This window comes from Streptomyces sp. NPDC002564 (genome assembly GCF_042889645.1).
Taxonomy (GTDB): Bacteria; Actinomycetota; Actinomycetes; order Streptomycetales; family Streptomycetaceae; genus Streptomyces.
In genome coordinates, this window is sequence record NZ_JBIARE010000002.1 from 1,193,719 (window position 1) to 1,217,375 (window position 23,657).

Sequence of the window (23,657 nt, forward strand, 5' to 3'; positions counted from 1 at the left end):
CTCGCCCCTCACCGGCATCCGCAGCCCGGCTCCACCGACGCCCCGCGTGGTCGTGGAGCGGGCTCCGGCCGGGCGTCTTTGCATGACCATGCGCGATGATGCATACTCTTCCTATGTCTAAGGTCCTCACCTCCCTCCCCGCCGGCGAGCGCGTCGGCATCGCCTTCTCCGGCGGTCTCGACACCTCCGTCGCCGTCGCGTGGATGCGCGACAAGGGCGCCGTCCCGTGCACCTACACCGCCGACATCGGGCAGTACGACGAGCCCGACATCGCCTCCGTGCCCGGCCGCGCCAAGACCTACGGTGCCGAGGTCGCGCGCCTGGTCGACTGCCGCGCGGCGCTGGTGGAAGAGGGCCTGGCCGCGCTCACCTGCGGCGCCTTCCACATCCGCTCGGGCGGTCGCGCCTACTTCAACACCACCCCGCTGGGCCGTGCCGTCACCGGCACGCTCCTGGTCCGGGCGATGCTCGAGGACGACGTCCAGATCTGGGGCGACGGCTCGACGTACAAGGGCAACGACATCGAGCGGTTCTACCGGTACGGCCTGCTCGCCAACCCGAACCTGCGGATCTACAAGCCGTGGCTCGACGCGGGCTTCGTGGCCGAGCTCGGCGGCCGCAAGGAGATGTCGGAGTGGCTGGTCGCCCACGAGCTGCCCTACCGGGACAGCACGGAGAAGGCGTACTCCACCGACGCCAACATCTGGGGCGCCACCCACGAGGCCAAGATCTTGGAGCACCTCGACACGGGCGTCGAGACGGTCGAGCCGATCATGGGCGTGAAGTTCTGGGACCCGTCGGTCGAGATCGCCACCGAGGACGTGACGATCGGCTTCGACCAGGGCCGCCCGGTGACGATCAACGGCAAGGAGTTCGCCTCCGCCGTCGACCTCGTGATGGAGGCCAACGCGATCGGCGGCCGCCACGGCATGGGCATGTCCGACCAGATCGAGAACCGCATCATCGAGGCCAAGAGCCGCGGCATCTACGAGGCCCCGGGCATGGCCCTCCTGCACGCCGCGTACGAGCGCCTCGTCAACGCCATCCACAACGAGGACACCCTCGCGCAGTACCACGCCGAGGGCCGGCGCCTGGGCCGCCTCATGTACGAGGGCCGCTGGCTGGACCCGCAGGCGCTGATGATCCGGGAGTCGCTGCAGCGCTGGGTCGGCGCCGCCGTCACCGGCGAGGTCACCCTCCGGCTGCGGCGCGGCGAGGACTACTCGATCCTCGACACCACAGGCCCCGCGTTCAGCTACCACCCGGACAAGCTGTCCATGGAGCGCACCGAGGACTCCGCGTTCGGCCCGGTCGACCGCATCGGCCAGCTCACCATGCGCAACCTCGACATCGCCGACTCCCGCGCGAAGCTGGAGCAGTACGCGGGTCTCGGCCTGATCGGCACCGCCAACCCGGCCATCGGCGCCGCGCAGGCCGCCGCGACCGGTCTGATCGGCACCATGCCGGAGGGCGGCGCCGAGGCCATCGCCTCCCGCGGACGCGTCTCCGCCGACGACGAGATGCTCGACCGCGCCGCGATGGAGTTCGGCACGGACTGACCGACCGGGGCCCCGGCCAGGGGCGCACGGCAGCCGGAGAGGGCCGGCTCGACGCCACGGGCGCCGGGCCGGCCCTCCGTCGTTCGGAGCCGGGAGCCCACCGCATCCGCGGGGGCGCCCGCCGAACTCGCGGGCCCGGCAGGCCGTGTGACGTACGTCCCGCGGGATCGGTCCCGCGACCAGTGGGGTTTTACGCGGCTGTAGAAGTATGGCTAGGGTGCCGGAGATGTTCTGCGACGACGCAACACCCGCATCTTGTGCAAGACGCGATCTCGCAGGCCCGGGTTCACTGTGGGAGGCGTCTTGACCGAGACATCGCGGCCGACGACGGGCCGCCGTGCGATGCCGCTCCCTCCCCAGCGGCCCGACGCCGTCACGGACACGGCCCCCGGCGCGGCCCCCGCGCCCTCCTCCGGCGACGGGAGACCGCCCGGCACCGGCACGGCCGCCCCGGACCCGGCGAAGCCGACCAAGCGACGGGACGCCTTCTTCGACAACGCGAAGTACCTGGCGATCGTCCTCGTCGCCATGGGGCACGCGTGGGAGCCGCTGCGCGGTGACAGCAGGGCGGCCGCCGCGCTGTACATCACCGTGTACACCTTCCACATGCCGGCGTTCATCGTCATCTCGGGCTACTTCTCCCGGAGCTTCGACGCGAGCCCGCACCGGATCAAGCGCCTGGTCACCGGCATCGCCGTGCCGTACGTGATCTTCGAGGTCGCGTACACGTTCTTCAAGCGCTGGGCGGGCGGCGACCCGGACTACCCGATCAGCCTGCTCGACCCCTGGTACCTCACGTGGTTCCTGGCCGCGCTGTTCATCTGGCGGCTCACCACGCCGCTCTGGAAGGTCGTGCGCTGGCCGCTGCCGCTCGCACTGGCCATCGCCGTCCTCGCGTCCGTCTCGCCGGACATCGGCGACGACCTGGACCTCCAGCGCGTCCTGCAGTTCCTGCCCTTCTTCGTCCTCGGCCTGGTCCTCAAGCCGGAGCACTTCCAGCTGGTGCGCCGCCGCGAGGCACGGCTCCTGGCCCTGCCCGTCTTCGCCATGGCGCTGGCGTTCGCCTACTGGGCGGCGCCGCGGATGAACGCCGCCTGGTTCTACCGCCGCGACAGCGCCCAGGAACTCGTGGCGCCCGGCTGGGCCGGCGCCGTCATGACCCTGGCCATGTTCGGCTGCTCGCTGCTGCTCGTCGCGTGCTTCTTCGCCTGGGTCCCCGGGCGCAAGCTCTGGTTCACGGCGCTGGGCGCGGGGACGCTCTACGGCTACCTGCTGCACGGCTTCCTGGCCAAGGGATCCCGCTTCTGGGACTGGTACGAGGCCGACTGGATACACCGGCCGCTCGGCGAGATCACCGTGACCCTCCTCGCCGGAACCGTCATCACCGTGCTCTGCACGCCACCCGTGCAACGCATGTTCCGCTTCGCCATGGAGCCGAGGATGGAGTGGGCCTTCAAGCAGGACGCGGCCGCCGTCGCGAAGGGCCGCAGACCGGGGAGGCGAGCCGCGTGACCCCACCGGCCCGGCCTCCCGCGGTCCACTTCGAACGTGTCGTCGAGACGTTGCCCGCGGGACGCCGGGCCGTCGTCATGCTGGACGACGGCGACCGGCAGGTGGGCCGCCTCGAATACCAGGTCTGCCACCTGTGCCGCCTCGGACACATCGGCACCGTCGCCGTCGCCGCCCACTGGCAGGGCCAGGGCCTGGCGCGGCACGCCGTCCACACCGCCCTGGCCCCCTGCCTCGGCTACGCCTGGGCCACCTCACGGCAGTCCGCCGACGGACGGCGCTTCTTCGCCGCCATGACGGACGAGACGGGCATCGCCTTCCGGCCCGACGGACCGCGGTGCCCGCACATGGAGCTCTGCCCCGACGGCGCGCGGGACCGGCGGCGCATCAGGTGGCACCCGGCGCTCCTGCGGCGGAAAGTGATCGGAGCGGCGACGCCGCACGCTCCGGGAACCCGCCCCCGACCGTGATCGTTGTCCTGAAACACACTGAACGAGGAGCACCGCTTGTCCGCCAGACCGACGGACCCCCCGGGGCACAGACCCCGACCATCCCGCCAGACCCCGCACGACCGGCCTGATCGAGCCGCGCGACGGGGTGCGCCCGCGCCCTCGCCGTCCACGCTCCGATGAGCGCCGCGCTGGGCCTGTTGGCCGTCTTCGTCCTCACCGCCGGCACCGGCTACTTCGTGGCCCAGGAATTCGCGTACGTCTCCGCGGACCGTCTCGCCCTGGCCCGCGAGGCCGAGGCGGGCGACAAGCGGGCCGCCCGCGCCCTCCAGGTGCTGGAGCGCCTCTCGTTCATGCTGTCGGGCGCGCAGCTCGGCATCACCGTGACCGGCCTGGTCGTCGGCTTCATCGCCGAGCCGTCCGTGTCCGCGCTGGTCAGGCCCGCACTCACCGGGATCGGCGTACCCGCGGGCGCGGTCGGCGGGATCTCCGTCGTGCTCGCCTTCGTACTGGCCACCGTCGTCCAGATGGTGCTCGGCGAGCTCGCCCCGAAGAACCTCGCCCTCGCCGTGCCCGAGCGCCTCGCCAAGTCCCTGGCCGGCTCCACCCTCGCGTACCTCAAGGTGGTCGGACCGGTCGTACGGATCTTCGACAGCGCGGCCAACCGGCTGCTGCGCCGGGTGGGCATCGAGCCCGTCGAGGAGCTGCACCACGGCGCGACGCTGGAGGAGCTGGGCCACCTCATCGGCGAGTCCCACGAACAGGGCGAGCTCCCCAAGGACACCGCGGCCCTCCTCGACCACGCCCTGGAGTTCTCCGAGCGCACCCTCGACGAGGTGATGGTGCCGCGCGCCGACGCGGTCTTCGTCCGCAAGGAGGCGAGCGCCGCCGACACGATCGACCTGATCGCCAAGCACGGCCACTCCAACTATCCCGTCCTCGGCGACCACCCCGACGACATCGGCGGCGTGCTCGGCGTCCGCGAGCTGACCCGGCTGCCCGCCGCGAGCCTCGCGGGCGCGACGGCGGGCACGGTCGCCCGGCGGCCGTTGCTCCTGCCCGACACCCTGGAACTGCCGGACGCGGTCCGGCAGATGCGCGAGCGCGACGACGAGTTCGCCGTCGTCCTCGACGAGCACGGCGGCGTGGCGGGCATCGTCACGTACGAGGACATCGCCGAGGAACTCGTCGGGGACATCGCCGACGAGAGCGACACCGTCGTCGCCCTGGCCGTCGCGGACGGCCGCGGCTGGCTGGTGGACGCCGGGCGCCGCCTCGACGAAGTCGCCGAGGCCACCGGGATCGAGCTGCCCGAGGAGGACGACTTCGACACCGTCTCGGGTCTGGTCGTCGACCGGCTCGGCCGCTTCCCGTCCGTCGGTGACCGGCTCACCGTCCCGCTGGCCGACGGGGACACCGCCCTGGTCGAAGTACGCACGCTGGAGCGCCACGTGGCGGAACAGGTCCGGCTCGAGCGGCTCGCCGAGCGCCCGGACCCGAACGAGGCCACGGCCGAGGACCCGCACGAGGTCACGGCCGAGGACCCGGACAAGGGTTCGGCCGGAGAGGGGACGCGCGCGTGAGCTTCCCGCTGGCACTCTTCATCACCGTCCTGCTGCTGATCGGCAGCGGCTTCTTCGTGGCCGCCGAGTTCGCGCTCGTCGCCGCCAAACGACACCGCATGGAGAAGGCGGTCTCCGACGGCCGGCGCGGCGCCAAGGCGGCGCTCGCCGGTATGCGCGAGCTGTCCCTGATGCTCGCGGGCGCGCAGCTCGGCATCACCGTCTGCACCCTGGGCCTCGGCTCGATCTCCAAGCCCGCCATCTCGCACGAACTGGACCCGCTGCTGCACCGGTGGGGCCTGCCCAGCGGCCTCAGCTACGGAGTCGCCTTCGCCTTCGCGATGCTCGTCGTGGTCTTCCTGCACATGGTCGTCGGCGAGATGGCGCCCAAGTCCTGGGCCATCGCGCACCCCGAGCGCTCGGCGATGCTCCTCTCCCCGCCCTTCCGCGCGGTGGTGAAGGCCGTACGCCCGCTGATCTGGCTGCTCAACAAGGTCAGCAACGCGCTGGTGCGGCTGTGCCGGGTGACCCCGCGCGACGAGCTCACCTCGGTCCACAACCGCGAACAGCTGACCCACCTCGTCGAGGAGTCCGAGCGCCTCGGCCTGATCAGCGAGACGGACTCCGGGCTGATCACCAACTCCCTCACCGAGCCGCACACTCCGGTCGGCGACCTCCAGACGCCCGCCCGGCAGATCATCTCCGTCCCGGCCGCGGCGGGCATCGACGACGTCCTGGCCACGGCCGCCGCGCACGACCGCAGCCGGCTGCTGGTCTTCGACGGCCCGCTCGTCCTCGGCTCCGTGCACGCCCGCGACGCCCTGATCGCCCGCGCCAGGGACCGGTCGGCCGTCACGGCACGCGAACTGGCCCGCCCGGTCCCGGAGCTGGCCGCGCAGGACACGCTCGGCCACGCCATCGAGCAACTGCGCCAGCGCCGCGCCTCGCTCGCCGTCGTCAGCGACGACACGGGCCGCCTGACGGGCATGGTCACCCTCGACGACCTGCTGGCCCGCCTGATGCATCCGGAGCGGCCCCGGGCGGCCTGAGCGGGAGGACGCCGAGGCGTCCACGGGGGACCTGCGGTGTGCTCAGCGGCGTACCGCGGTCTCCCGCTCGACCCGCGACAGCTTCTCGGGATTGCGCACGGCGTAGAGCCCGGTGATGAGACCGTCGTCGACGCGCACCGCGATCACGGTGTCGAGCACGCCGTCCCGCCGGACGAGGAGCGCGGTGTGGCCGTTGACCGGCGCCGTGCCCAGCGACATCGCGGCGCCGATCCTGCCGAGCACCCCGGCCACCGCCGCGGCGCCCACGACGGGTTCGACGGCCGCCCGCACGACCCCGCCCCCGTCGGTCAGCAGGACGACGTCGGGCGCGATCATGTCGAGCAGCCGCTGCAGATCGCCCGTCTCCAGTGCCCGCCGGAACGCGGCGACGGCATCCCGGCTCTGGGCCGGTGACACGGTTTTGCGCGGCCGTCGTGCCGCGACGTGGGCCCGCGCCCGGTGTGCGATCTGGCGGACCGCGGCCGGGCTCTTCTCCACGGCGTCCGCGATCTCGCCGTACTCCAGGGCGAACACGTCGCGCAGCACGAACACCGCCCGCTCGACCGGCGCGAGGGTCTCCAGGACCAGCAGCATCGCCATCGAGACGCTGTCGGCCAGCTCGACGTCCTCGGCGACGTCGGGCACGGTCAGCAGCGGTTCGGGCAGCCAGGGCCCGACGTAGGCCTCCTTGCGCCGCCGCAGGGTGCGCAGCCGGGTCAGGGCCTGCCGGGTGGCGATGCGGACCAGGTAGGCGCGGCGGTCGCGCACGCTGCCGAGATCGACGTCGACCCAGCGCAGCCAGGTCTCCTGGAGGACGTCCTCCGCGTCGGCGGCGGAACCGAGCATCTCGTAGGCGACGGTGAACAGCAGATTGCGGTGGGCGACGAACGTCTCGGTGGCCGATTGCATGCGACTGCCGCCTCCCCCGCGGGGGATGCCTTCACCGCGGGGTACGGCTTCACCGCGGAGTACGGCTTCCCTCCGACCCCCGCCGGGCGGCGCCCCCGTGGCCCCCGTTGGCGTGCTGCGTTCGCGCATGGCCGGCTCCCGTGTTCGTCCTCGACGTGACACCCACGAGACACCGGCCCGACGCGTCCTGTGACACCCCCGATCGGTGTTCTACGTCACAAGATCGCGTCGTCACAAGGCCGGGGCGGCCGGCATCCCATGGCCGTCAGGTCGTCGCACGACCACCCAACTCCGCCAGTGAGGAAGAGACATGGAACCCCGCATGAACCTGTTCGACCACGAGATCGGCGCGAGGATCGGCAAGCGGATCTACGCCGTCAGCCAGGTCATCCAGGAGTCGCCGCTGCCCGGGGCCACCCAGGAACTGGTGCAGTTGCGCGCCAGTCAGCTCAACGGCTGCGGATTCTGCGCCGACATCCACGCCAAGGACGCGGAGGCCGCGGGGGAGACCTCGGCCCGGCTCCACCTGGTCGCGACGTGGCGCCACTCCACGGTGTTCACCGAGGCCGAGCGGGCCGCCCTGGCGCTCACCGAGGAGGGCACCCGCATCGTCGACGCCCATGGAGGCGTGTCCGACGCGACCTGGGCGCAGGTGCGCGAGCACTACGACGACGACCAGACGGTCGCGCTGGTCTCCCTCATCGCCATGATCAACGCGACGAACCGGCTCGGGGTGATCCTCGACAACCGGGGCGGCTCCTACACGCCCGGTCGCCTCGCGACCGTGACGGGCTGAGCGGCGAGCGGACCGCGGCCCGGCCCGGGGCGCCCGCCCCGGGCCGGCACCAACTTTCCCAAAATAGTTTTGCAAAACTTCTTTTGCGGACCCCGTGTTCCGCTCTACGCTCCCGTCATGGTCAGCGAAGACAAGAAGCGGGTCCTCGACCCGGAGAGCGACGCGACGGCGTTGAAGGCGCTCACGCACCCCTTGCGCATCCGGCTGCTCGGCCTGCTGCGGATGGACGGCCCCGCCACCGCGAGCGAACTCGCGGCGAAGACGGGGGAGTCGTCCGCCTCCACCAGCTACCACCTGCGGGTACTGGCGAAGTACGCCTTCGTCGTCGAGGCGGAACAGCGCGACGGCCGGGAGCGCCGCTGGCGTGCCGCCCACGCGGTGACGTCCTGGAGCAACCGGGAGATGGACGGCGTGGAGGGCGGCACCGTCTTCGTCAACGCGATGCACCGGCGCCAGATCGAGCACCTCCAAGAGGCGCTGCTGCGCCACGAGGCCGACCTGGCCGAGGGGCGGCTTGGCCGGGAGTGGCTGGACCCGGCCGGCATCAGCGACCTGCTGCCGCGGCTGACCCCGGAGTCGCTCACCGAACTGTGGCAGATGTTCGAGGACAAGCTCGCCGAACTGACCGCCCGCGACGACGGCGATCCCCGCGCCGCACAGGTCGTCCTCTTCACCGCCGGCCTGCCCCTCGCGCCACGCACCGCCGCCGCGGAGCAGACCCACCCCGACCCGCCCTCTCCCGGCACCGAACCGGATGCCGGGGGCGAGGCATGACCGAGGCCGTGGCCCTGCGCACCGCGCGCCGCCGTTACGTCACCGTCTCCGTCCTCTTCTGGCTCCCGCTCGGCCTGGCGATCGCCCCGCAACTGCTGCTCTTCACCGAGCGCGGCATGACCCTCGCCGCCATCGCGGGCTTCTTCGCCGCGCACTCCCTGACCGCCGTGGTGCTCGAACTCCCCACCGGGGGACTGTCCGACGTCCTCGGCCGCCGCGCGATCCTCGTCACCGCGGGCCTCCTCGACCTGGCCGCGTTCACCATGGTGAGCCTCGGCACCACCGCCTGGGTCCTCGCGCTCGGCATGGCCGTGAAGGGCGCCGGACGCGCCCTGTCCAGCGGGCCCGCCGAGGCCTGGTACGTCGACACGGTCCAGGCCGCCGCGGGGCCCGACGCCGATCTGCGCACCGGCCTGGCCCGCGGCAGCGCGGCCACCTCGGCCGCGCTCGCCGTCGGCACGCTGGTCGGCGGCGCGCTGCCCTGGCTGCTCGGACTCGGCCCCGACCCGGGCGCACGGCTGAGCCGCGCCACCTCGGACCTGGTGCTCCCGCTCTCCGTCCCCGTGCTCCTGGCGGCCGTCGTGGACGTCGTCTTCCTGGTCTACGTCCTGACCGCCCTGCCCGAGCCGCCGAGGCCGCCCGCCGGCCTGCGCGCCGTCCTGCGCGACGTGCCCGCGACCGTCCGGTCCGGGCTCCGCCTCGGCGGGCACGACGTCCTGGTGCGCCGGATCCTGCTCAGCGCGGGGGCCGCCGGCGGCGCCCTCGCCACGGTCGAACTGCTCTCGCCGGGCCGGGCGGCCGCGGTCGCAGGCGACGCGGAGACGGGCGCCGTGCTGTTCGCGGGCCTCGCCTGCGCCGGATTCGTCTGCTCGGCGCTCGGCAGCCATCTCGCGCCGCTCGCCGCGCGGGTCGCGGGCGGGGCGCACGCCGTCCTGATCAGCCTCGGCGCGGGGGCGTGCGGCCTGCTCCTGCTGGCGGCCACGGCGACCTTCCACGGCGCCCTGCCGCTGGGCCTGGCCGCCGTCGGCTTCGCGCTCGTCTATCTGGGCCTCGGCGCGGCGGGCCCGAACGAGAACGACCTGCTGCACCGCAGAGTGACCCCGGCCGGGCGGGCCACCGCCCTCTCCGTCCAGTCCCTCGCACTGCAACTGGTCGCGGGCCTCACCGGTCTGCTCGTCGGAGCCCTCCCGTCCGGCCCGCTGCCCTGGCTGCTCGGGTCGGCGGTGCTCGCGGCCGGTGCGCTGCTGTGGATCCGTACCGGAGAACCGGCGGCCACCGGCGCGCCGGACCCGGACAGGACCCTGGAGGCCCAAGGCAGTTGAGGAGCGGCGTCAACCGGCGTCCGGCATCGCGCCGACCGCCTGGCGCCCTCGCCGGGACTGTGCTGAGGTGCACCATGCATCCCGGAACATCCGTCCCGCGCCCCGGGAGGGCGACTGTGCGCAGCCTGACCTTCGTCATCGGTACGGGCCGCAGCGGGTCCACCGTCCTCTCCGAGATCCTCAACACGCACCCCGACGTGCTCAGCCTCAACGAGTACATGGCCTCGGTCGGGGACGCGGCCTTCCCTGAAGGGCAGGTCTCGGGCGCCGACTTCTGGCAGGCCCTCTACCGGCCCACCCCGTACTTCGCGAGCATGATCCGCAGCGGAGTGCTCATGCCCGAGTTCCTCTACACCCGCCGCCCGGGCCGGTACGCGGCGGAGACCACCGGCATCCCCGCGCTCTCCCTCATGGTGCTGCCCCACCTGACCGACGACCCCGACGGCCTGCTCGACACCCTGCGCGAGACGGTCGGCGGCTGGCCCGCAAGGACCGCCGCCGAGCATCACGAAGCGCTCTTCGAGACGCTCGGCATGCGGTTCGGCCGCCGCGCGGTCGTGGAGCGCTCCGGCTATTCGACCGGGTGGGCGGTGAAGCTGCGGGCGACCTTCCCGCACGCGAGGTTCGTGCACCTGTTCCGGGACGGGCCGGACTGTGCCCTGTCCATGAGCCGGCATCCGGGCTACCGCGTGATCACCCTGATACGGGAGATCGCGGAGCGGACCGGTGTGCGGAGCTTCGGCGACCTGACCGCGGAGCAGGTGCGCGCGCTGCCGCCCGACCTGGCACCCCTGCTCGACGAGTGCTTCGACCCCGCCCTCGTGGCGGACCGCGACTTTCCCCCGCCGCGGTTCGGCGCCCTGTGGTCCGAACTCGTGGTCCAGGGCGCGCGGTTCCTCCAGGATCTGCCCGCCGGTCTGGGCATGACCCTCGCCTACGAGGACCTGCTCGACGCACCCCGTCAGGAACTGGCCCGCCTCGCCGGGTTCGTCGGGGTCGAGCCGTGCCCGAGGTGGCTGGACGAGGCGTGCCGTCGGCTCGACGGGGGCCGCCGCGGATCCGCCCGCCGGGAGCTGACGGCCGCCGGATTCGAGGAACTGCGGGCCAGCTGCGCCCCCGGAACGGACGCCCTGAAGAAGAGGAAGCGGGACTGACTGCTGGAGCTGGACTGAACCGCCGGAGCTGGACTGAACCGGCCGAGCTGGGTTGAACCGCCGCAGCCGGGCTGACCGTTGGAGACGGGCGACGCCAACATCCGCCGGGGGAGCGGCCGTGCGCAAGGGCCCGCGCGCAGCGACCCTCCCACTATGCGCCCGCGCGAGGGCCGCGCCGTGCGCCTATGCGCCCGCGCGAGGGCCGCGCCGTGCGCCTATGCGCCCGCGCGAGGGCCGCGCCGTGCGCCGAGAGCGAGGGCACCCACCGCGCCTCGCGAGGATGAGCACGTGCCCGCGAACGCCACGGGCCGTCGGCGCCAAGTAGGGGGTGAGACCGCCGACCGGCGGTCAGGAGGGAGGGCCCGTGACACCGGACGTACAACCCGTGACACCGGTCGTACGACAGGACGGCCCCGCCGCGGACGACGACGCGGCCACGGACGAGGATCTGCTCGCCCGCGCCGCGCGGGACGGCTCGGCCTTCGAACCGCTCGTCCGACGCCACTCGGCGGCGCTGCACGGCTACTTCGCCCGGCGCGCACCCCACGCGGCGGACGATCTGCTGGCCGAGGCCTGGCTCCAGGCCTACACCACCCGGCGCGGCTTCGACGCGGGCCGTGGACCCGCGCGTGCCTGGCTGTTCGGCGTGGCGAGGAACGTCCTGTCCGCGCACTGGCGGCGCATCGACCGGCAGCGGCCCGGACCGGCCGGTGACAGCCGTGACGATCCGTGGGAGGCGGTGGACGCACGGCTCGACGCGGCGGCCGTCGCACCACGGCTGCGCACCCTGCTGAGGGAACTCCCCGCAGAGGAGCGCGAGTTGTTGCTGCTCGTCGCCTGGGAGCAGCTGACGCCCGGCGAGGCCGCCGCCGTGGTCGGCATTCCGGCGGGCACGGCCCGCTCACGCCTTCACCGCGCCCGGCACCGGCTGCGCGCCGACATCCCCCTCAAGCTGACAGGAGACCCGGCATGACCGAACGCACCGAACCCGGCGATCTGCTCGACTTCCCCGGCGCCGCGGAACTGACCGCCGCGGGCACCGTGCCCCCGCCGTCCCCCGACGTGCTGGCCGCCGTGCAGGCGGCGGTGGCCCGCTCCGCCCGCGCGGAGAGGATCCCGGTCCCGCGACCGGAGACGGTCCGCCCCCTTCCGTCGCCCCGCCGCCAACGGCCCCGCGGCCGCCCGCGCAGGCTCCTCGTCGCCGCCGCCGCGGTGACCGCCATCGCGGCGGGAGCCGTGACGTACCCCGTCCTCGACCTCGGCGGCGAGCCGACGGCGACGGCCTCGGCGAGTCAGTTCCTCGACGGGGTGGCGGAGGTGGCCGCGGCGGCGCCCGCGACGCGCGCGCCGTACTGGAAGGTACGCGTCGAGACGGCCAACCAGGACGACGGCCGGCGCACGGACACCACCTACTTCGACCGCGCGGGCCGCATCTGGTCCGTGGATCCGGACGGCACGGTCCACACACCCCCCGCAGGGAAGAAGGGCAAGGTCAAGCGGTGGCCGGTCGGCGAGCGGTGGCTCACCTGGCCTGCGCTCGGCGAGCTGCCGACCGCCCAGAAGGCGCTCACCGCGCTCTTCCCCGCGGACGCCACCGCACGCTTCCAGCAGGTGGCGCTCCTCCTGGAGGACTCGCCGGCGGGCCCGGAACTGCGGGCGACGCTCTTCCGGATCCTCGCGGACACCCCCGGCGTGCACCTCGTCGGAGACGTGCGCGACAGCAGGGGCCGGGCCGGAGTCGCCGTCGAGATCACCCGGAAGTCGTCGTACAGCACGGGCTCCGGCAAGGCCGTCACGAACCGGGCGAAGGACCGGTACGTCGTCGATCCCGGCACGGGGCTGCTCCTGGAGACGACCCACAAGCTCCTCGGCCGGACGACGCCCGCCGACCGCTACACCTGGCTGGAGGTGGGCCCGGCGGACCACGTCGACCGGACTTGACGTCGGGTCGGTCGACGGGACCTGACGTCGGGTCAGTCAGCCTGACCTGGCGTCGGGTTCAGCCGACTTGCCGCGCACCCGTTCTGATGCCCAGGTCCTCCCGGGCCCGCTTGTGGTAGATGTTCAGACGCTCATGGAGGTCGCCGACCACCGGCGGCGGCTCGTGCTCGCGCGCCAGTCCGATCATCTCCCACACGGCCACGTTGACTCCAAACTGTTCAAGGCAGGATGACGACCGCCGGAGCGTCCTGCGGTGTGCACGCGCGACTTTCCTACGGGCGGTGGTGGGTACGACGCTCCTCGACAAGCATCAAAGGGCGCGCGGCGCAGGGGAGATGCTCAGTTCCCCGGCGGCCACGACGGTGCCGAACCGTGGAAGGTCGAGTGTGATCGCCGCATCGTGCTCCCGTGCGGTCAAGGCACTCATGGCGTCCTCGGCGAACACCAGCGTGTAGCCCAAGTCGTCCGCAGTCCGCGCTGTCGACTCCACTCCCATGTTCGTGGCGATCCCGCCGAAGACGAGCGTGGTGACGTCGTACTCGCGCAGCAACGCGTCCAAGCCGGTCCTGTGGAAAGCGCCCACCGTCTGCTTCTCCACCACGCGGTCGGCGACGGAGGCGACGTCCGGGTGCAGTTCGCTTCCCGCGGGCTGCTCCGGGACTCCGGGCCGGTCCGCACGCACCGCGATGACGGGGGCACCGGCCGCGGTGAACCGCCCCGCCAGCGACAGGGCGGCCCGAAGCGCGTCGTCGCCCGAGCGGGGGCCAAGAGGCAGGCTGATGATGCGCGGCATGAAGTCGATGAGCACGAGCGCGGTGTGGGCGGGGTCCAAGGTCATCGTCATGGCGCGCACCCTATGCGGCGGGCCGCGGCGCGGAAACAGGCGCGTGCGGATGACGACGCTCCTCGTACGTGCGCTGGTCGGCCTCGACGTACGGTCTCAACTGGACGGTCAGTTGCCCGTGCAGGCTTTCAGCGGCCGAACCGAGACTGCCACTGCTCAGGGAGTCGGTCGCCCTGGATCCGGATGTCGGCCGCGGCCTCTTCGATCCGGTGCAGGTCGCCGGTCGTCAGCTCGACGTCGAGTGCGCCCAGGTTCTCTTCCAGACGGTGCGGTTTGGTGGTGCCGGGGATCGGCACGCACCACGGCTTCTGCGCCAGCACCCAGGCGAGAGCGATCTGGGCCGGCGTGGCTCCCTTGTCGTCGGCGATCTGCCGCAGCAGGTCGACCAGCACCTGGTTGGCTTGCCGCGCTTCAGGGCTGAAGCGTGGAAGCAGACGGCGGAGGTCGTCGTCGGCCAGCGAGGTGCTGGAATCGATCGTGCCGGTCAGGAATCCCTTGCCGAGCGGACTGAAGGGCACCAGACCGATGCCCAGCTCCTCCAAGGTCGGGATGACGTCCGTCTCGTGCTCGCGCATCCAGAGCGAGTACTCGCTCTGCAGTGCCGTCACCGGCTGCACGGCATGGGCGCGACGAATCGTCGCGGCACCGGCCTCGGACAGGCCGAAGTGCTTCACCTTGCCCTCGGCGATCAGCTCCTTGACCGTGCCGGCCACGTCTTCCACGGGCACGTCGGGGTCGACACGGTGTTGGTAGAACAGGTCGATGCTCTCGGTTCGAAGGCGCCTGAGCGAGGCCTCGGCCACTCGGCGGATCTGCTCGGGCCTGCTGTCGACCCCCGACATCGGGGTCGGCCCGTGCTCGCCGTGCCTGATGCCGAACTTGGTGGCGATCACCACCTGGTCGCGGACCGGTGCCAGCGCCTGCCCGACCAGGTCCTCGTTGGTGAACGGGCCGTAGACCTCGGCCGTGTCGAAGAAGGTCACGCCGTGGTCGACGGCCGCCCGCAGCAGCTTCGTCATCTCGGCTGTGTCCTGTGACCGACCGTAGAAGAAACTCATGCCCATGCAGCCGAGCCCGAGAGCCGAGACTTCGAGGCCTTGCCCCAGCGTGCGGTGTTTCATGTGAAGTGCTCCAGACATGGTGGTCGTCCGGCTCCCGTCGCCTCGTGTCGAGCCGGGAGCCGGTACAGAAGTCGGGCAGCCATCCGGGGCGCCGGCGAGACCCGGTGATGCAGGCATGCCCGCAACGCTACGAGCCTGGAGCGCACTCCAGGCAAGCGTTCCCGCCCTCGGCACGAACGGTACGAAGCCATGAAGTAGGGGCCCCTTTTCGTGCCGGAGTTGGTGGCATCTCCTGATGGGCTCCGTGGCGGGGAGCGGGCTAGCGTCGCCCGGGGACGTCGACAGGAACGCGGACGTCGGCAGGCACGCGCCGGACGCCGCGGTCACGGAGGGGACGGGCAGGCAGCACTCATGCGAACCACATCGGGATCGGGCGGAGCCAGGCGGGAGTCGTACGGCGGGGTCGGCCTGATCGGCGCGGCCGCCGTGCTCTGGGGGACGGTCGGCCCCGCCCAACTGCTGGCCGACACCGGGGTGGACCCGGTGGCTCTGGGAGCCTGCCGCATGCTGGTGGGCGGCTTCGTCCTCGGCCTTGTCACGCTCCGCGGTGCGGGGCTGCGGACGCTGGCACGGCCCGGCGTGCGCGGGTGGATGCCGGTGAGCGTCGCGGTGACGGCGTGCTTCCAGGCCTGCTTCCTCGCCGCGGTCGACAGGTGCGGGTCGGCGCTGGCCACCGCCGCCGCGTTCGGCACGGTGCCCGTCGTGGCGGGGCTCTGCGCCCGCCGGTTCGGCGAGAGCCGCCTCGGCGTCCGCTGGGTCATGGCAACGGCCTGCGCGGTCGGCGGCCTCGTGCTGTTGCTCGTCCCCGGCGCGGGCGCCCGCGCCGACGCCCTGGGCGTGGCCCTGGGGTGCGTCGCCGGGGCGAGTTTCGGCATCTACATCGCGGTGACCGGCCGGATCGCGGCGCGTGGCGCCGACCCGTCGGCGGCCGCACCGGTGAGCGTGGTCTGCGCCGGTCTGGTCGTCTCCCCGTGGCTGTTCGCCCGGCCGGAGGGCTTCGCGCGGCCTGAGAGCCTTCTCCTGGTGGGGTATCTGGGCCTGTGCACCACGGCCTTGGGCTACCTGCTGTTCACCAAGGGCGTGACCCGGGTCAGCGGTGCCACGGCAGGCACGCTCAGCCTGATCGAACCGCTCGTGGCGGCAACCCTGGGAGTGGCCCTGCTGGGGGAGCGGCCCGGCGCGCTCGCCGCCTGCGGGGCGGTGCTGCTGCTCGGCGGCCTGGTCGTGACGTCCCTGCCGTCCCGGGACCGGGGCGGGCCGGACCCCGAGGACTCCCGGGCCCGGGACGGCGACGCGGACCGGTCGCTGGTGGCCGGCCGACGCGAGGGCGGGTGAGCCCCGCGCCGACCGGCAGGCGCCCGGGGCCTGTCCGGGGTCAGCGGCCCCGGGAGCGACCGGGCGGTGTCACCGGTCCTGGTACGAGGCCATCGCGTCGTTCACCCGGGCGGAGAAGAACATCGGCCCGATCGCATCGGCCCACGCCATGCCCTCGCCCGTCAGACGCAGCAGGTCACGCTCGCCGTCCTTCGTCCAGTCCCGCTCGGCGAGCAGCGCGAACTGATCGGGGAAGTCGCCCTCGGGGGTACTCCCGAAGCGGCTCCGGTAGTCGCCGCGCCGCAGCCCACCGGATTCGAGCAGTCCCTGAAGGACGTACATGCGCCGCCGCTCGTCGTCGTCCATGGTGAACGCCCACTGGACGCGGCGGAACTGGTCCGTGGGGGTGGCGATGTAGTCGTCGATGATCCGGCGCACCTCGGGCACCGCGACGGCGTAGTCGGTGGTGTAGTGCAGATCGGTGGTGAACGAGCGTGCCCCCACCCCGAGTCCGACCATGCCGGCCTGCTGGTTGTACTCGCTGATGCTGGTCTCGTCCGCGCTCTCCACGGCGGCGCTCCCCACGCGCCGGAAGACCCGCATGGAGGTCTGCTCGTACCCCGCCGACAGCAGGTGGTCCCGGCCGTAGCGGTACAGCCGCAGGCGCTGCTCGTCCCAGACCCGGCCGTCCTTGTCGTGCCGTGCCATGAGACCGGTCAACGGGCGTACGTACAGCGGATAGAGGTAGATCTCCTCCGGCTCCCAGGAGAGCGCCGCGTCCAACGACACACGGAAGGTCTCCTCGGTCTGGCCGTCGATGCCGTAGATGAGGTCGATGTTGAGCACCGGGAACGCGGCGTCCTTGAGCCGCGCCAGGGCCTGCTCGACCTGCGAGCGCTTCTGCGGCCGTACGGCGGCCCGCGCTTCGGAGTCGATGAAGCTCTGCACCCCGATGCTCAGCCGGGTGGCCCCACGCTCCTTGAGCACGGCGATCCGGTCGGCGGTCGCGGTGGCCGGCGAGGTCTCCACGGACCACGGGACGGCGGCGAGGTCCGCGCCCATGACGTTCTCGCAGATGTCGGACAGGCGGGTGAGTTCGGCGGCCGTCAGGTAGGTGGGCGTCCCGCCGCCGAACGCGGCGAGAGCGAAGCGCAGCGGCTCCCCCTTGGCTTCGAGCGCTTCCCGGGTGACCCGGGCCTGGCGCTCCAGCGTGCCGAGGAAGGCCCGGGTGACGTCCTCGGGGGCGCCGGTCCGGGTGAAGAGGTTGCAGAATCCGCAGCGCATCTCGCAGAACGGAATGTGCACGTACAGCGAGAGGGCGTCCAGCCGCTCCCGCGACCACAGGTCGCTGAGGAGAGGACCGTTCTCCTGGAGACGGTAGGACTTCTGGTGCGGATAGGCGTACACGTACTGCTTGTAGGGGGTCTCCGGCTCGGACGAACCGGAAGAGACTAACGGAAGAGGAACAGTAGTCGCCATGGAGCGGAAGCGTCCTTTCGGTACGAAATGATCGATCGCGCCCACCGGCAACGCTACGGACGCCGCTCCTCCAGATCGACGATGCTAACCTCCGAATTTCACGCCCCAGAACGCCGCCGAATAGGCACTTCCTCGCATTGCCCCCTTCCTCGTCATGTGTTTCGCGAGGAGCGGCAAAAAGAGCCATGTCCGGATTTCGACTTTCCGTGGATCACGTCCGGGCGGATGCGGTACGGGTGGGGCCATGACGAACCTCTTGATAGCCGCGGGTGGTGGCGGTGACGTCATCACCACCACCGCGGTCCACGGCGCCCTGCACGGTCCGCACGCGCCGGCCCTCGTCCTCACCTACGCCTGGGAGCGGCTGACCGTCGACCCCGTCCCCGGGCCGCGTCGCGCCTCGGACTTCACGGGCACCGACGCGGCCGGGCCCCGACTGCGCCTGCTCACCCCCGACTCGGCCCCCGTCGCCCCGGCCGGGTCCCTGCTGCCCCGTCTGGCGGCCGACCTGTCGCCCCGGCTCGGCGTGCTCGACCCCTACGACGGGGCGGAGGGCCTCGCCGCGCAGATCGCGGAGGCCGCCGCCCACTGCGGCGCCGCCCGCATCGACGTCGTCGACGTGGGCGGGGACATCCTCGCCGAGGGGACCGAACCCACCCTGCGCAGCCCGCTGGGAGACGCCCTGGTCCTGGCCGCCTGCGCGCGTACCGGAATTCCGGCCACCGTCCATGTCGCCGGCCCGGGCCTGGACTGCGAGATCCCCGAGGCGGACGTGCTGCGCCGCCTGGGCGGAGCCCCACCGGCGCTCACCCTGACCGCCGAACACACCCGCGCCGTCGAGCACGTCTTCGACTGGCACCCCTCGGAGGCGAGCGCGCTGGTGACCGCCGCGGCCCACGGCGTGCGCGGCGTGTGCGGGATCCGCGACGCCGCCCGGCCGGTCACCCTGTCCGACGCGAGCCCCCGTGTCCACGCCCTGCCGCTCGCCCGGGCCCTGGCCCTCAACCCCCTGGCCCGCGCCCTGCACGACACCACCACGCTGGCCGGGGCGGAGGCGGCGAGCGTACGCGTCTGCGGTTTCTCGGAGATCGCCCGCGAACGCGAACGTGCCCGCAACGGCACGCTCCGGACGGACCCGCGCGCACGCCCCCACGCACCGACGGCGGCACAGGCCCCCAGCGGGCCGCCCCAGTCCGTCGCGCGGCCACTGGCGGACCGGTTCGACGCCTGGTCGGCGCGGACCGCCCGAGACGGCATCCAGTACGTGACGACCCGCCGCATTCGCGAGGAACTGGCCCTGTCAGAGCGGGAGTTCACGGAGTTGCGCGCCAGAAGGGTCAGCAAGGAGGCCGCCGAAACTTCGGCCGACACCGGCCCCCTGTGGCCGTTGTGCGTACCGGGCGCGGACTCCGAATCTGCCCGGGGCCCGCTGACGCCGCAAGCCCCCTAGCTGCGCAACAGCGCGCAGACGAAGTTCTCCTCCACGGACCGCACGCGCTCCAGCAGCTCCGGCTTGTTCGTCTTGTTGATCTGGGTGGTGAGGGAGACGGTCAGCGACCTCTCCCCGTCCGGGGTGGCGGCGATCAGCTGGGTGTAGCCGGGGAAGTTGCCCGTGTGGCCGTACACGACACCACAGCGGGTGGTGTACCGGAAGAGGGCGAGGCCGGCCTTGTTCCGCCCGGGGCCCGCGGGCTCGGAAGCGCCGTCCACCCATTTCAGCTGCTGACGCCGGGTCGGGTCGGAGATCAGCCTGCCGCCCGCGTAACCGCGGACGAAGGCCGTCATGTCCTTCGGGGTCGAGATGATCCCGCCCGAAGCCCACACGCCGGACGTCCCGAGGACCTCGCTGACGTCCTCGGGCGGGTTCGGCGGGGTGACGTCGTAGCCGTGCATGTACGGCTCGGGCATGCGGTAACCCTGCGGCAGGCTCGTCTCGCGCAGCCCCAGCGGGCGGTACACGAGCCGGGCGAGCAGCTCCTCGTACCGGCAGCCCGTCGCCGCCTCCGCCATCAGGGCGACGGCGATGTTGTCGGAGTTGGAGTAGACGTAGCGGCTGCCCGGCCGGAACTCCAGCGGCCGCCCGGCCACGAAGTCCAGCAGCCGACGGGAGTCGAAGCGGCGGCGCGGGTTCTCGGACACCAGTTTCAGGAACTTCGGGTCGGCGCTGAAGTCCGGCAGCCCGCTGGTGTGGTTCAGGAGCTGACGCAGCGTGACCCGGTGCCACGCGCGCGGCAGTCGGGGCAGCACCTTGCCGAGGGTGTCGCCGAGCCGCAGTTCCCCGCGGTCGACGAGACGCAGGGCGACCGCGCCGCTGTACGCCTTGGCCGTACTGGCGATGCGCATGTGGTCGGTCGCCTCGACGGGGCGGCCGGAGCCGGTCTCTGCGACGCCGGCCCGGTAGACCTCGGTACGGGACCCGCGCTTGAGGACGGCGATCGCTCCGGGCGGGCCACCCGGGGCCGTCGTCAGCTCCCGCAACTGCCGCCGCAGCGCCCGCGCGTCGGGCCCCGGGCCGTCAGCCGCCTGGACCGGCACGTCGACCAGCCCGGCGACGCAGGCGGCCACCAGCAGAGCGACCACGGGATAACGCACCTTCGGACGACAGCGGGGAGCGGGCACGGGGTACTCCTGGGGCAGGGGCGCGAGGGAAGCGCGAGGGGATCCCCAGCTTCACCCGCCCGTCGAGAACCCGCGCGCGCCTGTGCTCCAACCAGCCGATAGCGGTGCGCCTGCGGGGACGAGTCGGCAGCGGTGCGCCTGCCGGGGCGAGCCGATCGCGGTGCGTCTGCCGCGGCGAGCCGACGGCGGTACGCCCGCCGGGACCGGTCGACAGCGGTGCGGCCCGCAGGACCCAGGCGATCGCGGGGCCTCCGAGGGCCTCGTCGGGGGCCGGCCCGCGCCCCGGGGGCCGCCCCGCCGAACCCGCCCGCCGTCAGGCGACCGTGAGCACGATCTTGCCGCGGATGTGGCCCCGGGCGGCGCGCTCGTGCGCGGCGCGGGCCTGCGCGAGCGGAAAGGTGCTGTCGACGGCGACGCGGACCGTGCCCGAGTCGAGCAGGCGTGCCAGCTCGGCGAGCTGCGCGCCGTTGGAGCGGACCTGCGTGCCCGTCACCGTGACCCCCAGCTTCGCGTTCTCCTCTTCGTCGAACGCGCCGAAGAACACCGGGAAGTGGGAACCGCCGCGCTTGAGCGTGCGCAGGAATCGCCTGCTGTCGGGGCCGCCGACGGTGTCGAGGACGAGATCGAGGTCGCGTGCGATCTCCTCGGGACGGTTCTTGGTGTAGTCGATGAACGCGTCGGCGCCGAGTTCGCGCAGGAACGCCTCATGTCCGCCGGAGGCCACCGCGGTGACATGGGCGCCCTTCCACTTCGCCAGCTGCAGCGCGAAGTGCCCCACGCCCCCGGCGGCGCCGTTGATGAGCACCTTCGTGCCGGCGTCGAGCGGTACGGGACGGTGCCGTGCCTCCTGGAAGGGGGAGGGGTGATCGTGCCCGAGCTCGATCAGGAACTGCCATGCGGTGAGCGCGGCCATGGGGACCCCGGCGGCCCGTACGTGGTCGATGCGGCTCGGCTTCAGCGCGAGGTCCGCCGCGGGTGCGGCCACGTACTCGGCGTACGTACTGCCGTCGAAGCTGGGGAAGCGGAGGAGGCCGAAGACCTCGTCGCCGACCCGGAAGCCGTCCACGTCGGCTGCCACGGCCTCGACGACGCCCGACAGGTCCGTCCCCGGGGTCACGGGGAGCTCGAACCTGGGGCGCGTCTCGGGCGGCAGGTCGGTCATGCCGTCGCGCACGTACCAGTCCGGCGGATTGATGCCGGCCGCGTGGACGCGCACCAGCACTTCGCCCGGCCCCGGCTCGGGAACCGGCACCTCCTCGTACCGCAGGACCTCAGGGCCGCCGTGCTCGTGGAGGCGGACCGCCCTCATCGTCTGTGTCGGCATCGTTTTCTCCTGCACGGGTCGCGGGATACGCTTATCCGGATCAGCGATCCACATAAGTGGACCACTGATCCGAATATATGGACCACTGATCCGGATAGTCAAGAGGGGCACGAGAGGCACACATGCGGGCCGACGCCAGGAAGAACCGCGACCACCTGCTCGCCGTCGCGGGCACCGCCATCACCGAGCAGGGCGTCGACGTCTCCCTGCGCGACATCGCACGCAAGGCGGACGTCGGACTCGCGACGCTGCTGCGCCACTTCCCGACCCGCGAAGCGCTCCTCGACGCCCTGCTCCGCACGAACTTCGACGAGCTGACGGCCCGGGCGGCCGAGCTCGAGACGTCGAGCTCACCCGAAGAAGCACTCGTCACATGGCTGCGGGACTGCGTCGGGTGGACGACGGAGTACCGGGGCGTGACCGCCCTGATGGCCGCGGCCATCGAGGACCCCGAGTCCGCCCTCCACGCCTCCTGCGTCACGCTGCGTGCCGCCGGGGCGCGTCTGCTGACCCGCGCCCAGGAGGCGGACGTGGCACGCGGCGACCTCGACGGCGCCGATCTGTTCGCCCTGGTGGCCATGCTCGCCTGGCTCGGCGACCAGCCGTCCCTCGCGCCGCGCGCCGATCACCTCTTCGAGGTCGTCGCCCACGCGATCCTCACGCGCCCGGCAGCCGGACGGCCGTAGGGCGGGCATCCCGCCCGCGGCGACGGGTCCACCGACCGTGCGGGAGCCCGATCCTCAGGCGCGGCGATACCTGGCCGCCATCGTGTGAAAGGCCTTCTTCGGCTCCCAGCGGCTCTCGTCGAGCATCCGCACGACCCCGTAGGAGCCGAGGTCGGCCGGACCCGTCCTGCTGTACCCGGCGAACGTGAACCACAGCGCGGTGTCCACGCCCTCCTCCTCGAAGACGTCCAGGAGCTCGGTGAGGTACCGCGACTGCTCGTCCTCGTCCGGGACCGCACCGCGCGGAACCTGCCAGGCCATGCCGCCACGGTCCGCCGCGCCCCGGTAGGCGCCGGTGCCGAACTCGGTCACCGCGACGGGCTTGCCGTGGGCCAGGCGCCCGCGCAGCTCGCCGCGAAAGTGGTCGGCGTTGTACGAGGCCCGGTACGCGTCGACGCCGACCAGGTCGAACACGCCCCAGTCGACGAACTCCCAGGGCCCCGAGGCGTAGGTGACCCGGCCGCCGAAGTGCGCACGGACGGTCCCGGCGATGCCGGACAGGGTCTCGTTGAGGCGGTCCTGCATCGGGCCGAGGCGGGACCACCACTCCATGTCGGCGTCGGTCATGGCTTGCAGGCGGTCCCCGTAGGTGTCGCCCGGGAGGAAGCCGCCGCAGAACGCGCTGATCTCGCACCCGGCGACGAACACCACGTCCGCACCGGTCTCCCGTACGGCCTCCGCGCGGGCGGCGCAGTCGGCGAAGAAGGGGAGGAGCTGGTCGCCGGGGAGGTCCACGGGGAAACCGGGGAGGTCCACGGGGAATGGGGCGAACCAGACCTCGAGGCCCGCGTCGGCGGCGTGCCGCGCGGCGACGCTCAGCCGCTCGGGTGTGCCTCCGGAGATCCGCACGGCGTCACAGTGGAGCTCCCTGGAGATCACGGCCATGTCCTGCCGGACCTCCTCCGGGGCGAAGCTCTTGCGGGAGAGCTCCGCGCCCGGGAGGAACCCGGTGTCGTAGTTGATGCCCCGTGCGCGCACGTCCACGTCCTTCCCTCGGCGGCCGTCGGCCGACCGGCGTCATGGTCGAGCAAGTCGATGTCCCGCAAGTCGATGTCCGGCAAGTCGGCGTCGAGCAAGTCAAATACGTCCTCGCCGTGCGGGCCAGAGGGGGCACGGAACGAGCTGAAGCCGACCGCGAGGCAGCGGCCTTCGTGACAGAACCAAGACCTCGCGGGCAACGGCCCGTAACTCGGTGCGGGATACAAAT

Annotated in this window: 22 protein-coding genes; 14 read left to right on the top strand and 8 right to left on the bottom strand. The window is 72.6% G+C overall.

Annotated elements, in window-relative coordinates; all coding sequences use genetic code 11:
- Positions 1–113 precede the first annotated feature (113 nt).
- From argG to ACFYXE_RS11340, 5 genes are all read left to right on the top strand, one after another.
- Positions 114–1,559, top strand: a complete 1,446-nt coding sequence (gene argG, locus ACFYXE_RS11320) for an argininosuccinate synthase (protein WP_361177808.1) — start codon at positions 114–116, stop codon at positions 1,557–1,559.
- Between the two features lie 303 nt (positions 1,560–1,862).
- Complete coding sequence (locus ACFYXE_RS11325) at positions 1,863–3,071, top strand: acyltransferase family protein (RefSeq protein ID WP_389311254.1); 1,209 nt, start codon at positions 1,863–1,865, stop codon at positions 3,069–3,071.
- A complete protein-coding gene (locus ACFYXE_RS11330; protein ID WP_389311256.1) occupies positions 3,068–3,538 on the top strand; it encodes a GNAT family N-acetyltransferase in 471 nt (156 codons plus the stop codon). Before ACFYXE_RS11325 ends, ACFYXE_RS11330 begins: the two co-directional genes overlap by 4 nt.
- A 158-nt stretch (positions 3,539–3,696) precedes the next feature.
- Positions 3,697–5,100 (top strand): hemolysin family protein, encoded by a 1,404-nt coding sequence (locus tag ACFYXE_RS11335; RefSeq protein WP_389311258.1) that lies wholly within the window; start codon positions 3,697–3,699, stop codon positions 5,098–5,100.
- Positions 5,097–6,128: a hemolysin family protein gene (locus tag ACFYXE_RS11340; protein WP_389311260.1), complete on the top strand. Its 1,032-nt coding sequence runs from the start codon at positions 5,097–5,099 to the stop codon at positions 6,126–6,128. Before ACFYXE_RS11335 ends, ACFYXE_RS11340 begins: the two co-directional genes overlap by 4 nt.
- A 42-nt stretch (positions 6,129–6,170) precedes the next feature.
- Here ACFYXE_RS11340 and ACFYXE_RS11345 read toward each other — a convergent pair whose 3' ends face one another.
- Positions 6,171–7,037, bottom strand: a complete 867-nt coding sequence (locus ACFYXE_RS11345; protein ID WP_389311262.1) for an RNA polymerase sigma-70 factor — start codon at positions 7,035–7,037, stop codon at positions 6,171–6,173.
- 310 nt (positions 7,038–7,347) lie between these two features.
- Here ACFYXE_RS11345 and ACFYXE_RS11350 point away from each other — a divergent pair, with 310 nt between their 5' ends.
- From ACFYXE_RS11350 to ACFYXE_RS11375, 6 genes are all read left to right on the top strand, one after another.
- A complete protein-coding gene (locus ACFYXE_RS11350; protein ID WP_389311264.1) occupies positions 7,348–7,833 on the top strand; it encodes a carboxymuconolactone decarboxylase family protein in 486 nt (161 codons plus the stop codon).
- Between the two features lie 117 nt (positions 7,834–7,950).
- Positions 7,951–8,607, top strand: a complete 657-nt coding sequence (locus ACFYXE_RS11355) for an ArsR/SmtB family transcription factor (protein WP_389311266.1) — start codon at positions 7,951–7,953, stop codon at positions 8,605–8,607.
- Positions 8,604–9,929: an MFS transporter gene (locus ACFYXE_RS11360; protein WP_389311268.1), complete on the top strand. Its 1,326-nt coding sequence runs from the start codon at positions 8,604–8,606 to the stop codon at positions 9,927–9,929. The genes ACFYXE_RS11355 and ACFYXE_RS11360 overlap by 4 nt, the downstream gene beginning before the upstream one ends.
- Positions 9,930–10,045: 116 nt before the next feature.
- On the top strand, positions 10,046–11,083 hold the full coding sequence (locus tag ACFYXE_RS11365) for a sulfotransferase (protein WP_389311270.1): 1,038 nt from the start codon (positions 10,046–10,048) through the stop codon (positions 11,081–11,083).
- A 364-nt stretch (positions 11,084–11,447) separates the two neighbouring features.
- Positions 11,448–12,056 (top strand): RNA polymerase sigma factor, encoded by a 609-nt coding sequence (locus ACFYXE_RS11370; protein ID WP_389311272.1) that lies wholly within the window; start codon positions 11,448–11,450, stop codon positions 12,054–12,056.
- A complete protein-coding gene (locus ACFYXE_RS11375; protein ID WP_389311274.1) occupies positions 12,053–13,024 on the top strand; it encodes a hypothetical protein in 972 nt (323 codons plus the stop codon). Before ACFYXE_RS11370 ends, ACFYXE_RS11375 begins: the two co-directional genes overlap by 4 nt.
- A gap of 58 nt (positions 13,025–13,082) precedes the next feature.
- Here the strand turns inward: ACFYXE_RS11375 and ACFYXE_RS11380 are convergent, their stop codons facing one another.
- From ACFYXE_RS11380 to ACFYXE_RS11390, 3 genes are all read right to left on the bottom strand, one after another.
- On the bottom strand, positions 13,083–13,226 hold the full coding sequence (locus ACFYXE_RS11380) for a hypothetical protein (RefSeq protein ID WP_389311276.1): 144 nt from the start codon (positions 13,224–13,226) through the stop codon (positions 13,083–13,085).
- A gap of 108 nt (positions 13,227–13,334) precedes the next feature.
- The gene (locus ACFYXE_RS11385; protein WP_389311278.1) at positions 13,335–13,868 is read right to left on the bottom strand and encodes an isochorismatase family protein; all 534 of its coding nucleotides are present in this window, start codon (positions 13,866–13,868) and stop codon (positions 13,335–13,337) included.
- 128 nt (positions 13,869–13,996) lie between these two features.
- The gene (locus ACFYXE_RS11390) at positions 13,997–14,989 is read right to left on the bottom strand and encodes an aldo/keto reductase (protein WP_389311280.1); all 993 of its coding nucleotides are present in this window, start codon (positions 14,987–14,989) and stop codon (positions 13,997–13,999) included.
- A gap of 351 nt (positions 14,990–15,340) precedes the next feature.
- On the opposite strand from ACFYXE_RS11390, the gene ACFYXE_RS11395 reads away from it, so the two are divergent.
- Positions 15,341–16,324 carry a DMT family transporter gene (locus tag ACFYXE_RS11395; protein WP_389311282.1) on the top strand — a complete coding sequence of 328 codons (984 nt, stop codon included), beginning with the start codon at positions 15,341–15,343 and terminating at the stop codon, positions 16,322–16,324.
- A 69-nt stretch (positions 16,325–16,393) separates the two neighbouring features.
- Here ACFYXE_RS11395 and ACFYXE_RS11400 read toward each other — a convergent pair whose 3' ends face one another.
- A complete protein-coding gene (locus ACFYXE_RS11400; protein ID WP_389311284.1) occupies positions 16,394–17,782 on the bottom strand; it encodes an STM4012 family radical SAM protein in 1,389 nt (462 codons plus the stop codon).
- A gap of 244 nt (positions 17,783–18,026) precedes the next feature.
- On the opposite strand from ACFYXE_RS11400, the gene ACFYXE_RS11405 reads away from it, so the two are divergent.
- Positions 18,027–19,232, top strand: a complete 1,206-nt coding sequence (locus tag ACFYXE_RS11405) for a DUF1152 domain-containing protein (protein WP_389311286.1) — start codon at positions 18,027–18,029, stop codon at positions 19,230–19,232.
- Here the strand turns inward: ACFYXE_RS11405 and ACFYXE_RS11410 are convergent.
- Together ACFYXE_RS11410 and ACFYXE_RS11415 are read right to left on the bottom strand one after the other, a co-directional pair.
- Positions 19,229–20,362, bottom strand: a complete 1,134-nt coding sequence (locus ACFYXE_RS11410) for a serine hydrolase domain-containing protein (protein WP_389311288.1) — start codon at positions 20,360–20,362, stop codon at positions 19,229–19,231. The genes ACFYXE_RS11405 and ACFYXE_RS11410 overlap by 4 nt on opposite strands.
- A gap of 352 nt (positions 20,363–20,714) precedes the next feature.
- Positions 20,715–21,725, bottom strand: coding sequence for an NADP-dependent oxidoreductase (locus ACFYXE_RS11415; RefSeq protein WP_389311290.1), 1,011 nt, complete (start codon positions 21,723–21,725; stop codon positions 20,715–20,717).
- A 122-nt stretch (positions 21,726–21,847) separates the two neighbouring features.
- Here ACFYXE_RS11415 and ACFYXE_RS11420 point away from each other — a divergent pair, with 122 nt between their 5' ends.
- Positions 21,848–22,411, top strand: a complete 564-nt coding sequence (locus tag ACFYXE_RS11420) for a TetR/AcrR family transcriptional regulator (protein WP_389311292.1) — start codon at positions 21,848–21,850, stop codon at positions 22,409–22,411.
- Between the two features lie 54 nt (positions 22,412–22,465).
- Here the strand turns inward: ACFYXE_RS11420 and ACFYXE_RS11425 are convergent, their stop codons facing one another.
- Entirely contained in the window at positions 22,466–23,428 is a 963-nt protein-coding gene (locus ACFYXE_RS11425; protein ID WP_389311294.1) for a hypothetical protein, read from the bottom strand.
- Positions 23,429–23,657 lie beyond the last annotated feature (229 nt).